General features: G+C 62.4%; 10 protein-coding genes. 7 read left to right on the top strand and 3 right to left on the bottom strand.

What is annotated here, in order from left to right; translation table 11 throughout:
* Positions 1 to 47: 47 nt before the first annotated feature.
* Together L880_RS31590 and L880_RS0104480 are read right to left on the bottom strand one after the other, a co-directional pair.
* Positions 48 to 503 carry a FlxA-like family protein gene (locus tag L880_RS31590; RefSeq protein ID WP_245614935.1) on the bottom strand — a complete coding sequence of 152 codons (456 nt, stop codon included), beginning with the start codon at positions 501 to 503 and terminating at the stop codon, positions 48 to 50.
* Complete coding sequence (locus tag L880_RS0104480; protein ID WP_027474654.1) at positions 496 to 1,746, bottom strand: MFS transporter; 1,251 nt, start codon at positions 1,744 to 1,746, stop codon at positions 496 to 498. The genes L880_RS31590 and L880_RS0104480 overlap by 8 nt, the downstream gene beginning before the upstream one ends.
* Before the next feature lie 241 nt (positions 1,747 to 1,987).
* Between L880_RS0104480 and L880_RS0104475 the strand changes: the two genes are divergently transcribed.
* The 3 genes from L880_RS0104475 (at position 1,988) to katG (ending at position 7,510) form a co-directional block, all read left to right on the top strand.
* Entirely contained in the window at positions 1,988 to 2,752 is a 765-nt protein-coding gene (locus tag L880_RS0104475) for an oxygen-binding di-iron domain-containing protein (protein ID WP_027474653.1), read from the top strand.
* Positions 2,749 to 4,932 (top strand): putative bifunctional diguanylate cyclase/phosphodiesterase, encoded by a 2,184-nt coding sequence (locus tag L880_RS0104470; RefSeq protein WP_027474652.1) that lies wholly within the window; start codon positions 2,749 to 2,751, stop codon positions 4,930 to 4,932. The genes L880_RS0104475 and L880_RS0104470 overlap by 4 nt, the downstream gene beginning before the upstream one ends.
* 403 nt (positions 4,933 to 5,335) lie before the next feature.
* Positions 5,336 to 7,510 carry a catalase/peroxidase HPI gene (gene katG, locus L880_RS0104465; RefSeq protein ID WP_027474651.1) on the top strand — a complete coding sequence of 725 codons (2,175 nt, stop codon included), beginning with the start codon at positions 5,336 to 5,338 and terminating at the stop codon, positions 7,508 to 7,510.
* Between the two features lie 102 nt (positions 7,511 to 7,612).
* On the opposite strand, the gene ilvD is transcribed toward katG, so the two are convergent.
* Complete coding sequence (gene ilvD, locus L880_RS0104460; protein ID WP_027474650.1) at positions 7,613 to 9,472, bottom strand: dihydroxy-acid dehydratase; 1,860 nt, start codon at positions 9,470 to 9,472, stop codon at positions 7,613 to 7,615.
* Positions 9,473 to 9,846: 374 nt separating this feature from the next.
* On the opposite strand from ilvD, the gene L880_RS31585 reads away from it, so the two are divergent.
* The 4 genes from L880_RS31585 to L880_RS0104445 all read left to right on the top strand — a co-directional run bounded on the left by L880_RS31585 (position 9,847) and on the right by L880_RS0104445 (position 14,212).
* Positions 9,847 to 11,523: an EAL domain-containing protein gene (locus L880_RS31585; RefSeq protein WP_157462577.1), complete on the top strand. Its 1,677-nt coding sequence runs from the start codon at positions 9,847 to 9,849 to the stop codon at positions 11,521 to 11,523.
* 351 nt (positions 11,524 to 11,874) lie between these two features.
* Positions 11,875 to 12,420: a hypothetical protein gene (locus tag L880_RS0104450; RefSeq protein WP_027474649.1), complete on the top strand. Its 546-nt coding sequence runs from the start codon at positions 11,875 to 11,877 to the stop codon at positions 12,418 to 12,420.
* Complete coding sequence (locus tag L880_RS35465; RefSeq protein ID WP_157462575.1) at positions 12,420 to 12,632, top strand: hypothetical protein; 213 nt, start codon at positions 12,420 to 12,422, stop codon at positions 12,630 to 12,632. The genes L880_RS0104450 and L880_RS35465 overlap by 1 nt, the downstream gene beginning before the upstream one ends.
* Positions 12,633 to 13,162: 530 nt before the next feature.
* Positions 13,163 to 14,212 carry a DNA cytosine methyltransferase gene (locus tag L880_RS0104445; protein ID WP_027474648.1) on the top strand — a complete coding sequence of 350 codons (1,050 nt, stop codon included), beginning with the start codon at positions 13,163 to 13,165 and terminating at the stop codon, positions 14,210 to 14,212.
* The last annotated feature ends 127 nt before the right edge of the window (positions 14,213 to 14,339 follow it).

The raw sequence follows: 14,339 nt of genomic DNA, 5'->3' as shown, positions 1-14,339 counted from the left end.
TTTATTGGGTGGCAGGCGAGTGGCCGTGCTTTGCAAGCCTTGTTATTTCAGACATAGACGTCAATCTGTTGGCCCAGGGCGTTTTGCTCATCCTTGTCTTTTTTCCGGGCCTGCTGGCTTGGGCTGGAGGCCGCCGCGGGTTGGGTTTGCTGCGCCTTCGCCGCCTTGTCGATCTTTTCTTGTTGCTGTTGTTGTTGCAAGGCCGATATCTGGGCCTGAACCACCTGAATCTGGGTCTGCAGCAAGGCCGCGCGCTTTTGCTTGGTCTTGGCGTCACCCTCTGAATTGGCGACGTCCTTGAGCTGCTGGGTCAGTTGCCGCAACTGCTTTTGCAGCGCTGCAATCTGGCTGGCATTGTCGGTACCGCCCGAGCTGGAGGTGCTTGTGACGGCGCTGCTGGTGGTGCTGGAAGTGACTTGCATGCCTTGTGTATCGGCATTTGCCGCCAAAAATGAACTTTTTTGGCAGGCTTGATACCGTGTCTTTGCAGTCTGCTTACCCATGAGGTGGCTGGGCTGCCCGGCGCCAGATCAGACCCAAGGCCGACAGGCTCACCAAAGCCAGCACCCCATTGAGGGCCAGTGCGCTGCGCACGCCCATCAGGTGCACGCTGAAGCCGGTGAGCAGGCTGCCCAGGGACAGGCCGCCGCGCATGGCCAGCATGAACAGGCTGACGGTCTTGCCTCGCAGGTGATCGGGCGCACCGGATTGCAGCAAGGTGTTGGCCGAGGCATTGCTGGCCGTCATGGCCACCCCGGCCAGCACGAACAAGGGGGCCAGCGCCTCGGCCCAGGGGTTGAGCGCGGCCAGCACCACGATGGCGGCATAGGCCAGTGCAAAGCCGGTGCACCATGGCCGCCGGTCGCGCTGGGCATCGAAGCCCAGCAAGGCCGCAGCACCGAGCAGCCCGCCCAGCCCGAGCGCACCGGCGCTCAGGCTGAACTGGGCGGCATCCCCCTGGAAGGCCTGTTTGACCAGCACCGGGCAAAAAGTGATCAGCGGGGCGCACAGCAAGGCATTGAGGAACACCGTGAGCAAGGCAGAGCGCAGCCGCGCCTGCGCCAGCACCTCGCGCACCCCCAGCCACAGGTTCTGGCGGCTGCCCTGGGCCTGGCCGCTGGGGGGCGCTGCAGGCACGGTCGGCTGCAAGCGCCGTGGCAGCACCCACAGAGCCACGCCGATGAAGGGCAGGTAGGAGGCCGCGCTGACGGCGAAGGCGCCCGCCATGCCAATGCTGGCCATGAGCGCACCGGCGACGGCAGGCCCGAGGATGCGTGACAGGTTGAATTGGCTGGCGTTGAGGGCGATGCCGGCCGGGATCTGCTCGTGCTGGACGATGGAGGGAACAATCGATTGGAACGACGGCATGGACAAGGCATCTGTCACGCCCACCACCAAGGACAGCAGCACCACCTCCCAGGCCTGGATCCAGCCGCCCAGCACCCCTGCGACCAGCAGCAAGGGGCACAGCATCTGGATCGACTGGAACAAGGCGATGGTGCGGCGCCGGTCGGCCCGATCGGCCAATTCGCCGCCCACCAGGGTCAGCAGCAGGGCCGGCGCGCTGAGGGCGAAGGCATCGAGCCCCAGCATCAGGGGCGAGGCGCCCAGGCTGATCATGAGCCAGGGTTGGGTGACCTGCTGCGCCCAGGTGCCGATGTTGGCCAGCAGGCTGGCCACCCAGAAGGTGCCGAAGCGGCGGCTGGTCAGCAAGGCCAGGGATTTTTGCAAGGCGGAAGAGATCACGTCGGGCTCATGGGGCACGGTTAAAAATCACAGATGAAGAAAATGCGCGCAGAAGTTCATTTTCCAGGCCTTCAATTACCATGATTTGTGTCGCGGGGACCACGCGGAATACCGGGTTTTCCCTGGAGCAAAAATCCAATCCCGATTCTTTGACGTAACGCAAAAGGATTGCTTGGCTACTGCGAAATGATTTTCGCTTTCGCCGATCATCGGCTCAGCCCATTGAAGCTCTCGGAAGGTTATGCGCAATATCAAGCTCCATGAATCAGACCAACATCAATTCATTTTGTTGAATGAGAGTGAACCGGGCGAAGAAGATGGGATCAGGTCCAATCAATACCTGGTGATTCATGGGGGGCAGGGGGTTCTGCTGGACCCCGGTGGTTTTGGTGTGATGCCCCGTGTGCTGGCTGAAATGTTGCGTTATGTGCAGCCGGCCGACATCCAGGGTGTGTTTTTGTCGCACCAGGACCCGGACATCGTGGGCGGTCTGTCGACCTGGCTGGAGCTGCTGGATGCGCCGGTCTATGTGTCGAGCATCTGGATGCGCTTCTTGCCGCATTACGGGCTCAAGGACATGTCCCATTTTGTGGGTGTGCCCGACGAGGGCATGCGCTGCGAGGTGGCCGAGGGCTTTGTGCTGGAGGTGGTGCCAGCGCATTTTCTGCACTCCGAGGGGCAGATCAATGTGTACGACCCGGTGGCCAAGGTGCTGTTTTCGGGTGACATCGGCGCGGCCATGATGCCGCCGGACGAGGACACGGCCTTTGTCGATGATCTGGCCGGGCACCTGCCCTACATCGAGGGTTTTCATCGGCGTTACATGGGCTCGAACCGGGCCATCCGCTGCTGGCTGGAGACGATCGCCCGGCTGGACATCGAGATGATCGCGCCCCAGCACGGGCCGGTGTACCGCGGGGCCGCGGTGGGGCAGTTCCTGGCCTGGCTGGGCGACTTGCAATGCGGCATCGACCTGCTGCAAAGCGGTGGGCGTTTCGCCCGATGAGCGCCCCCGCCTTCACCAACCACCTGGAGGCCTTGCGCCTGCGGGTGATGGACCGCATGGCCTCCCTGCTGGAGAGCCAGACGCGAAGCCGGGCCTTTGCCAGCAACCTGGGCTCGCTGGTGCGGCAGGTGCAGAGCGAGGTCATGGCCGAATTGGAGGCCTTGTCGGCCGAGGCCATGCCGCACAACCTGGCGCTGCGCCTGCGCCATGTGATCGACACCTACCGCAGTCTGGAGCAGACCATGGCGCTGCTGCTGGGCGAGCGCCAACGCCAATGGAGCCGCAATGCCGAGCACGCCAAGAGCACCTTGCTGGAGTTCAACCAGACCTTGACCGATCTGGCCTCGACGCTGATCGAGAAAGACCTTTTCGAGCGCCAGAGCCGGGTGCTGGAGCGCATCATCCTGTCGCATGAGCATGTGGCCCAGTGGAAGGCCTTCGTGCAGGAGATCCTGGCTGACTTCCATTCGATCTTCCCGTTCAATTTCTTCTACATCGCCTTTGCCGAAGAGCACGGGCTGTCGCTGTACCTGTACTACCTGGGCGACTACTCTGAAGACATGAAGAGAAGTGCGCGCGACATGCTGTCGCGCCAGATGCTGGCAGGGCTGAACCTGCCGGCCGACACGTTGCTGGAGATCGATGAGTTCGAGATCAGCGTGCCCGAGCACGACGCGACGGTGGAGGACATCCGCATGATCACCGTGGCGGTGCCCGAACACACGCCACGGCTGGCCGGCCTGCTGGGGGTGGCCTACGTGGGCAGCAACGAGCTCACCCCGCAGGAGGAGAGCGTGGTGCGCTCCATCCTGTCGGTGATGGTGATGGTGGTGGGCTCCAGCAAGCTGCTGTCGCGCACCCTGTCCGAGCTGGAGTACTACGCCATGCACGACCCCTTAACGGGGCTGTACAACCGGCGCCAGTTCGGCAACGTGCTGGAGTACGAGTTCGGCCGCTCGGAGCGCCACGGGCACGAGTTTTCGCTGCTCATGCTGGACCTGGACGACTTCAAGGACATCAACGACAGCTACGGTCACCAGGTGGGGGACGAGGCCTTGCGCGGTATGGCCGAGATCCTGCGCAAACAGATCCGCAAGGGCGACGTGGCGGCACGCATCGGGGGTGATGAGTTCACCGTGCTGCTGATGGAGACGGGCCGCAGCGGGGCCAGCACGGTGGCCCATCTGCTCGGGCAGGCGCTGCGTGAGCGCAGCTTCACCGCGCCGGATGGCAAGCACTTTCACCTCACGGTGTCGATCGGCATCGCGGTGTACCCGGGCGACGCCGGCAATGAGGCCGACATCCTGGCCGGCGCGGATCAGGCCATGTACCGGGCCAAGGAAATGGGCAAGGACGGTGCCTGCACGCTGGAGTCGCTCAAGGGCAAGACCCAGGCCGGGCGACAGACCCGCGACTACGCCGAGCGACTGCGCGTGGCGCTGCATCAGGAGCGCATCGTGCCGTACTTCCACAGCATCGTGGACTGTCACAGCGGCGAGTTGTTCGCCTGCGAGACCCTGGCCCGCATGGTCGAGCCCAATGGCGACATCGTGGTGGCCGGTCAGTTCATCGAGACCATCGAGAAATACGGCATGGGCCGGGAACTCGATCGGATCATCATACGCAAGGCGCTGGAGGCGCAGCGCCAGCGCATGGCCGGCGGTGCGCCCGACATCAAGGTGTTCCTGAACCTGTCGGCCCAGGAGATCCAGGGGCGTGGCGTGCTGGCCTATGCCGAAGACCTGTGCAACACGCTGGGCATCCCGCCACAGTGCATCGTGTTCGAGATCCTGGAGCGCGACGCGATTGGCGACATGACCAATATGCGCACCTTTCTCACGCAGTTGCGCAGCCGCGGCTTTGCCTTTGCGCTGGATGATTTCGGCAGTGGCTACAACTCCTTCCACTACCTGCGGGAGCTGAAGTTCGAGTACGTGAAGATCGACGGCGCCTTTGTGCGCAACATCCTCAACTCGAAGATCGACTACGCCCTGGTGCACAACCTGTCGCGCCTGTGCCAGGACATCGGCATTCTGACCGTGGCCGAGTTCGTCGAGAGCGATGAAATCCTGCAGGCCTTGCGCGAAATGGGCATCAACTACGCCCAGGGATACCGCATCAGCCTGCCCACCCGCGACATGCCCTTGGCCGCCACCTCGGACCTCGGCCGAAAAGCTTGAGGCGCATTGGCCTGGGGGGCAGGAGGCTGCCGAGCCCTCCGCCCTGTTCGCCGCTTCAAGCGCTCAGGGCGGCTTCCATTCGTCGGGTCGAGTGTTTCCGTGCTGCGCAAACCTCACACGCATCTGCCCTGGCGAGGCACGATAGACCCCGCTGAATCGCTGCCCGTGACTGCCACGCGCACAAAACTATCAAAAGTCAAAGTCATTCGTATTTTTCTATTGTGATGATAATGATTATTGAGTGATATTTTTACGGTTTTCATGCCCATGGGATCCACAATAGAGGCCAATGGACAGCGACCAGCAAGATGGAACCTGGCTCACCGCCTGCAGGGCGGGCAAGGGCAGCGGCATCGAGTCAGGGTTGATCCAGACCGTCATCTTTTTTTCAAAGGAGCTCGCAATGGAAAACGGGAACGCAAATGCAGCCGGCAAGTGTCCGGTCATGCACGGTGGAATGACCTCGGTCAGCAAGACCAATGTCGACTGGTGGCCCAAGGCCCTGAATCTGGACATCCTGCACCAGCACGACAGCAAGACCCAACCCCTGGGTGAGGGCTTCAGCTACCGCGAGGAAGTGCGCAAGCTGGACGTCGAAGCCCTCAAGCGCGATCTGAAGGCCTTGATGACCGACAGCCAGCCCTGGTGGCCGGCTGACTGGGGCCACTACGGCGGCCTGATGATCCGCATGGCCTGGCACTCGGCCGGCACCTACCGCATCGCCGACGGCCGCGGTGGTGCAGGCACCGGCAACCAGCGCTTCGCCCCCCTGAACTCCTGGCCTGACAACGGCAACCTGGACAAGGCCCGCCGCCTGCTTTGGCCGATCAAGCGCAAATACGGCAACCGCCTGAGCTGGGCCGATCTGATGATCCTGGCCGGCAACATGGCCTATGAATCGATGGGCCTGAAGACCTTTGGCTTCGCCTTCGGTCGCGAAGACATCTGGGCCCCTGAGAAGGACATCTACTGGGGTTCCGAAAAGGAATGGCTGGCCCCCAGCGGCGGCCCCAACAGCCGCTACTCGGGTGAGCGCGATCTGGAAAACCCCTTGGCCGCGGTCATGATGGGCCTGATCTACGTGAACCCGGAAGGCGTGGATGGCAAGCCCGATCCGCTCAAGACCGCCCACGACGTGCGCGTGACCTTTGCCCGCATGGCCATGGACGATGAAGAGACCGTGGCCCTGACCGCCGGCGGCCACACCGTGGGCAAGGCCCACGGCAATGGCGATGCAGGCAAGCTGGGCCCGGCCCCCGAAGGCGCCGACCTGCACGAGCAGGGCCTGGGCTGGATCAACCACAGCGGGCGGGGCGTCGGTCGCGACGCAGTGACCAGCGGCATCGAGGGTGCCTGGACACCGCACCCGACCCAATGGGACAACGGCTATTTTGAAACACTGCTGAACTACGACTGGGAACTCAAGAAGAGCCCGGCCGGGGCATGGCAATGGGAACCCGTCAACCTGAAGGACGAGCACCGTCCGACGGACGTGGAAGGCGGCAGTGGCCACACCCGCTTGATCATGACCGACGCCGACATGGCCATGAAGATGGACCCGGCCTACCGCGCGATCTCCGAGCGTTTCTACAAGGATCCGGCGTATTTCTCGGAAGTGTTCGCCCGGGCCTGGTTCAAGCTGACCCACCGCGATCTGGGCCCCAAGGCCCGCTACATCGGCCCCGACGTGCCGAAGGAAGACCTGATCTGGCAAGACCCCGTGTCCGCCGGTCGTCGTGACTACGACGTGGCCGCCGTCAAGGCCGCCATTGCCGCCTCGGGCCTGAGCACGGCCGATCTGGTCAGCACCGCCTGGGACAGCGCCCGCACCTTCCGTGGCTCGGACAAGCGCGGTGGCGCCAACGGAGCCCGCATCCGCCTGGCCCCGCAAAAGGACTGGGAAGGCAATGAGCCGGCTCGCCTGGCCCGCGTGCTGTCGGTGCTCGAGCCCATCGCCGCGAAGTTCGGCGTCAGCGTGGCCGACGTGATCGTGCTGGCCGGCAACGTGGGTGTGGAGGCGGGCGCCAAGGCCGCCGGCTTCGACATCACCGTGCCGTTTGCACCGGGTCGCGGTGACGCCACGGCCGAGCAGACCGATGCGGCGTCGTTCGAGGTGCTGGAGCCGGTGGCCGACGGCTTCCGCAACTGGCTCAAGAAGGACTTCGTGGTCAGCGCCGAAGAACTGCTGCTGGACCGCGCCCAACTGATGCGCCTGACCGCCCCGGAAATGACCGTGCTGATCGGCGGGCTGCGTGTGCTGGGCACCAACCACGGCGGCAGTGCCCATGGTGTGTTCACCGACCGGGTCGGCACCCTGAGCAACGACTTCTTCGTCAACCTGACCGACATGGCCTACACCTGGAAGCCGGCGGGCAAAAACCTGTACGAGATCCGCGATCGCCAGTCGGGTGCCGTGCGCTGGACAGCCACCCGCGCCGACCTGGTGTTCGGCTCGAACTCGGTGCTGCGTGCCTACGCCGAGGTCTACGCCCAGGACGACGGCCGTGAGAAGTTCGTGAAGGACTTCGTGGCAGCCTGGACCAAGGTCATGAACGCAGACCGCTTCGACCTGGCCTGAGCGCCACAGCTCAGATCAAGTCTGAGATCCCCAAGGCCCCTGCGGGGGCCTCCATGAAAAAAGCCCCTTTTCGGGGCTTTTTTGCGTTCAGGGCCTCGTCGTTCAGTCGCCGAGCAGCGACAGATCCCGCACCGCGCCCTTGTCGGCCGAGGTGGCCAGCAGGGCGTAGGCCTTGAGGGCGGCCGACACCTTGCGGGGGCGCGGCTTGACAGGCTTCCAGCCCTTGGCGTCTTGCTCGGCGCGGCGCACGGCCAGCTCTTCGTCGCTCACCAGCACATTGATCGTGCGGTTGGGGATGTCGATGCGGATGCGGTCGCCATGGCGCACCAGGCCGATGGTGCCGCCAGCCGCCGCTTCGGGCGAGCAGTGTCCGATCGACAGGCCCGAGGTGCCACCCGAGAAGCGGCCGTCGGTCAGCAGGGCACAGGCTTTGCCCAGGCCCTTGGACTTGATGTAGCTGGTGGGGTAGAGCATCTCTTGCATGCCCGGGCCGCCCTTGGGCCCTTCGTAGCGCACGATCACCACGTCACCGGCCTTGACCTCGTCGTTGAGGATGTGCTCGACCGCTTCGTCCTGGCTTTCGACCACATGGGCCGGGCCTTCGAAGACCAGCAGGCTGTCGTCCACACCGGCGGTCTTGACCACACAGCCGTCGATGGCGATGTTGCCGCGCAGCACGGCCAGGCCGCCTTCCTTGGAGAAGGCGTTGTCGTAGGAGCGGATGCAGCCTTCGGCACGGTCGGTGTCCAGGCTGGGCCAGCGGGTGGCCTGGCTGAAGGCCACCTGGGTGGGGATGCCGGCCGGGCCAGCCATGTAGAAGGTGCGCACGGCCTCGTCGGTGGTGGTGACGATGTCCCAATGGGCCAGCGCGTCGCCCAGGGTCTTGCTGTGCACGGTGGGCACGTCGGTGTGCAGCTTGCCGGCACGGGCCAGTTCACCCAGGATGGCCATGATGCCGCCGGCGCGGTGCACGTCTTCGATGTGGTACTTGTTGGTGTTGGGCGCCACCTTGCACAGCTGGGGCACCACGCGCGACAGGCGATCGATGTCGGACATGGTGAAGTCGATGCCGGCCTCTTGTGCGATGGCCAGCAGGTGCAGGATGGTGTTGGTCGAGCCGCCCATGGCGATGTCCAGCGTCATGGCGTTTTCAAAGGCCTTGAAGCCCACCGAGCGCGGCAGCACGGTCTCGTCATCGCCTTCGTAGTAGCGCTTGGCCAGGTCCACGATCAGGTGACCGGCGCGCTTGAAGAGCTGCTCGCGGTCGGCATGGGTGGCCACCACGGTGCCGTTGCCCGGCAGGCTCAGGCCCAGGGCCTCGGTCAGGCAGTTCATCGAATTGGCGGTGAACATGCCCGAGCACGAGCCGCAGGTGGGGCAGGCCGAGCGCTCGACCTCGGCCACATCGGCATCGCTGACCTTGCTGTCGGCGGCCATCACCATGGCGTCGATCAGGTCGAGCTTCTTGAATTCGATGGTCTGGGTGACCGGGTTGGCCAGGCGCACCTTGCCGGCTTCCATCGGGCCGCCCGACACGAAGACCACCGGGATGTTCAGGCGCATGGCGGCCATCAGCATGCCGGGGGTGATCTTGTCGCAGTTGGAGATGCACACCAGCGCATCGGCCGTGTGGGCGTTGACCATGTACTCGACCGAGTCGGCAATGATGTCGCGGCTGGGCAGCGAATACAGCATGCCGTCATGGCCCATGGCGATGCCGTCGTCCACGGCAATGGTGTTGAACTCTTTGGCCACGCCGCCGGCGGCCTCGATCTCGCGCGCCACCAACTGGCCCATGTCCTTCAGGTGCACGTGCCCCGGAACGAACTGGGTGAACGAGTTGGCGATCGCAATGATGGGCTTGCTGAAATCGTCGTCCTTCATGCCGGTGGCGCGCCACAGAGAGCGAGCGCCCGCCATGTTGCGGCCGGAGGTGGAGGTCTTGGAGCGGTAAGCTGGCATGAAGGGGTCCTTGGGGTCGTTCCAGATCGTTGGGGTCGAGCTGCACGCATCGCGGGGCGGGTTGTGTGCAGCCCCTGATTATCGTCTGCCGAGGCAAGCCTTGTTGCCGTGCGGGTCTGACGATCGGGTGAAGTCCTGGGCCCAGGCCGAGGGGGGCGCCTGTGCAGGCTCCTGCGGAGCTCGACCGCATGCAGCCGATCGCTGCTGTCTGTGCTCTGGTCGTGCCGCAGGGGCTTCGATCGGCCTGTTTCAAAAATGCAACATTAAATGTTACAAAGTGTCAAATATTTGACTCGAATCATTTCTTTGCCCGCTGAAGTTTCTAATTGGCGTCTCTGGCGACCGTTGAGAAGCGCTTTGGGGGTGAGGAATTTATGATTGTCAATGATTATTTACACGGGGTGACGGGGGAGATGCTGCCCCGGGTGGTGGGCTACCCCTCGCTGCTGCCCATGCTGTTTTTTGCCGTGTTCGCGACGCTGGTGGTGCATGTGTGCAATCGTCTGGTCGAGCACACGGCATGGTCGGTCGATCCAGGCAATCGGCGTCTGAGTGCCTCGCATGCGGCGTTGATCATCGGCTGCATCGTTTGGGCCTTGGACATTGGGGGCTTCTTCATGTACCCGCACCTGGATGGCTTGTCACCGAGTCTGCATGACGGTCTGCTGGCCTTGCTGGTGATGATTGCCAGCGCCCGGCTGACGTTGCCGGAGCTCAGCTCCGGCGTGAGCCGCCGGCGCACGGCCGTGGCGGGCTCCTTCATGGCCCTGGGCATGCTGTCCGGGCACTTCGTGCTGGCCATGAGCTATGGCGCCAGCCTGCAGCAGGTTGAGATCGGTCCGCTGCTGGCCTCCATCGGTGTGGCGGTGTGCCTGACCGTGGGCTTGTCCATTCGCCACCGCGTCGCCAAAAGGCGCTTGCTGATCCGCCGCCATGTCGTGCAGCGCTGGCCCGATGTGTTGATGGGGGGCTTGGTCATCGTGGCCTTGCATTGCCTGTTGATCAACGCCTTTCCGCCCGTGGTGCCGGCCGTGGCGGGTGGCAGCCAGGCAGGCGCGATCGGGGTGGTGGCCTTGTTTGCCCTGGTGGTGGCGCTGGAGCACATGGGCAATCTGCGTCTGGATCAGGGGCTGCAGTTGCGCCTGCGGCAAGGCCTGTCGATGATGCGGGTGGTGACGCCCGAGGCCAACCCGCAGCACGATGTGCAGATGGCCTTGATTGCCGATCACCTGCCGGAGTTGCTCACGGCACAGCAACTGGTCTTGCATTTCCAACCCATCGTGCCATTGGACAAGGGGCAGCCACCGGCTTTTGAGGCCTTGCTGCGTCTGCAGCACCCGGTGCTCGGGCGCCTCAACCCCGAGGTCTTTTTGCTGGTGTGCGAGTTGCAGGGCAAGACGACGCTGGTGGATCGCCTGATTCTCGAGCAGGCGATCGGGCAGATGGAAAGGTGGGCCCGCGCCGGTCTGCCTGGCCTGAGGGTGTCAGTGAACCTGTCTCCGACCACGCTGATGGAGCCCGGTTTCAACCACTGGCTTGCGCAGACCTTGGCGGCCCACCGGGTGGACGCCGTTCAGCTCACCCTGGAGTTGACCGAGCACGCCATCATTGCCAGCGGCGCCCCCATGCTGGAGGCCATGCGGGCACTGGCCGGGGTCGGCATCGCGGTGGTCATGGACGATTTTGGTGCCGGCTATTCGTCGCTGGCCATGTTGGCCGATCTGCCCATTCGGGGCATCAAATGCGATCGGCTGTTTGTGCGAAACCTGCTGGTGGATTCGCGGCGTCAGCGCCTGCTGAGCCATGTGTTGGCGATTGCCCGTGATTTCGACCTGGAGGTCACGGCCGAAGGCATAGAAACCCCACAAGAGCTGGACGTGGTGCGTGAGATCGGCCTGCGCAAGCTGCAGGGCTACCTGTTTGCCAAGGCCATGCCTGCCGAGGAGGTGCCCGACTGGCTGGTCCGCCTGGCCAGTGGCCTGCCCCAACTCGAGACACACGAGCGCGCACAAGGACAGGAGGCAATGCACCTCCAAGAGTGCGCGAGTTGATGAGGGCCGCGGAAGCGGCCGGCCAGGCATCTGCGCCTGTGGCCCTTTTGGCGAGATGGCCTGATGGGGGCGCCGTGTGCGGAGCTGCACCTTGGATGTGTTTGCCCACAAAAAAACCCAAGTGACGTGAGTCACTTGGGTTTGCATTTGGCGGAGAGGGCGGGAGACTGTGTTGTTTTTGGAAAATTCAATAAAAACAACAGGTTATTGAATTTAAACGAGTGCGAAGTGTACCAGTTCAGTGTACCAGTTTGAATCCCTGAATTGCACTCGAATCGGCGGTGGAGGATGGGTTTTGGGTGGTCTGTCGTGTACCCTCGATCCAGTTCGGACAGGTACGAGAAGCTTTGAATGACAGACGACAATGAGATACACAGCTGGCAAAGCCTGAAGGAGGCATGCTTCGCGACTCTGGCGGTGATGAATGAACAGCTTGCTAGCGAGTTTCCGGATCCCATCTTGCAGCTGAACATGGTTGACGCACCGCTGGCAAGGCAGCTTGGGCAAGTTTTTCATCCCCAGGACCCGGAGCGGTGGGTGGAATGGGACTGGGAAACCCTGTTCCACAAGCGCGTCAAGCGTCAGAAGGCGGCATGGATGTTTGCCGTGTCCGTTGGGGGAGACTTTGGGGCTGTCTGCTACGGCACGATCAGTATTGAGGCAGGTTGTGTCAGCATCGAATATTTGGAGCGTAAGCTGGATGCCATCGCCCTAAAGGGCAGCGCCGCACGGATTGCTATTCAGTATGCGGAAGCCCTTGCCGCCTACTTTGAACTCGCAGAGGTGCGAGTCTGCGACCCTGATCCTATCTTGATCGAGTTCTATGAGCAGAACTTCGGTCTCACTCGACAGTCAGACGGTGACGCGGTACCATACCTCTTCAAGAAAGTACAGTGATGAAGCACGCTCAAACTTTGCCTAAGCCGGTGATGTCGATTTCTGACGTCGCCATGGCCCGTGCACGTAGCGCGATGTCTAAGGTCGCCTACTCGCCTGCCAAGGCTAAGCAGATCACCAGTGCGGCACAAAATCTGCCCGATGTTGCGGTGATGGCAGGTCGCAAACAGGGATTTGACGCTGTAGGCGCAGCCCGAAAATTGCCAGCATGAGCTGCCCCAGGGCGGCTCGTCTTCTGTTTTGATCTCGCATGCTCCCATCGGGGTCGCTGGCAAAAATGGCAGTTTTGTACCCTGAAGACTTTTGGACTGCACAGGTTGCATCAAGAGTAAAAGGGCAAGACTATGGCTTGCCAGATCATGCCAATTAACCCAGGTTGCACCTGTAATACCTGTGCCCCCACCGGTAAGTACAATCCTGCTCTCGCACTGGTAGGCCCGTGGCTTGCAGAGCCTGGGCGTAGGCGGCCCAGTTGGGGCAGCGCTCCTGGGCCAGGGTCACATCGCGGGCGCCGTTGCCTGGGTTGGATTTGTGGTCGATCAGCGCCCAGCCTCGCGGGGTCTGGAATATGTCTGCCAATCGAATCGGCCGACTTACAAAATTCGAAACCGAAGAAGTCGCCGGGGGGCGCTCAGGTGGTGCAGCGGAAAACGAATGTCGATAAAAGTTATGAAAAACTTGGCTTCTGTCGGTTTCGACCGCCTTCTCATGCAGCGTTCTAAACGAAAACAAGAGAGTTGACATGAAGAAAAATATTGCTTGTGTCGATCTATTCTGCGGCGCGGGTGGGTTGACGCATGGCTTCAAATTAGAGGGGCTTCCCGTCGTCGCAGGCATTGATCTCGATCCCGCCTGCCACTTCCCATACACGGCAAACAATGGTGGTGCCCGATTCCTCGAACGTGACATCAGCAAGGTCACGACCAATGAACTTAATGAGCTGTTTGGTGACGCGGACTTGACCATTTTGGCGGGCTGTGCGCCTTGCCAACCTTTTTCGACCTACGCCCAGCGTTACGAATTGGATGGGAAGGACGGCAAGTGGGGCCTTCTGTATCAGTTCGCGCGTCTCGCCCAAGGCTCCCTGCCGGACGTCATCACGATGGAGAATGTGCCGACCGTCGCCAAGCACGAGGTGTTTCACGATTTCGTGGATACGTTGGAGCGACTAGGCTACAAAGTTTGGTACGACGTCGTCGATAGCTCCCGTTATGGCGTGCCGCAGATGCGACGACGGATGGTTCTACTCGCCTCCAAGCACGGAGACATTCAGATGATCGCGCCGACCCACGAGAAGCCGAAAACCGTGAAGCAGGCCATCGGTCGTTTGCGACCTCTCAGTGCCGGCGAATCTGCCCCGCGAGACAAATTGCATGTCACCTCGACCTTGTCTGAGAAGAACCTCAAACGCATCAAAGTTTCTAAGCCCGGCGGCACTTGGCGCGACTGGCCCAAGGACTTGGTAGCTAAGTGCCATCAAGCCGAAAGCGGGCGAACGTATCCGGGTGTTTACGGACGCATGGAATGGGACAAGCCCGCGCCGACAATGACGACCCAATGCTACGGCTTCGGCAATGGGCGCTTCGGCCACCCCGAGCAGGATCGAGCAATCTCTCTGCGGGAGGCGGCGATCTTGCAGAGTTTTCCACGCGACTATGCGTTCATCCCGCAAGATGGAGAAGTGAGTTTCAAGGTGCTCGGTCGGTTGATTGGCAACGCGGTTCCGGTTGATCTCGGTCGTGCCATTGCTCGAAGCATCAACCAACATCTGTCTTTGTTTGCGGCCCGGTAAGTCGTTGGAAATGTCTTCGGACTGCCGGCTATCAAACACAGGTCGTCTGATGGCAGTAGTCTCCGTAGCGTAGATGGTTCGGATTCCCGTCTGACGGGTTCCTTCGTTCACTTTGTAGCGTCGGACG

It is taken from the genome of Curvibacter gracilis ATCC BAA-807, assembly GCF_000518645.1.
In the GTDB taxonomy this organism is placed as follows: Bacteria; Pseudomonadota; Gammaproteobacteria; order Burkholderiales; family Burkholderiaceae_C; genus Curvibacter; species Curvibacter gracilis.
This window is presented reverse-complemented; position numbering and strand designations above follow the sequence as displayed.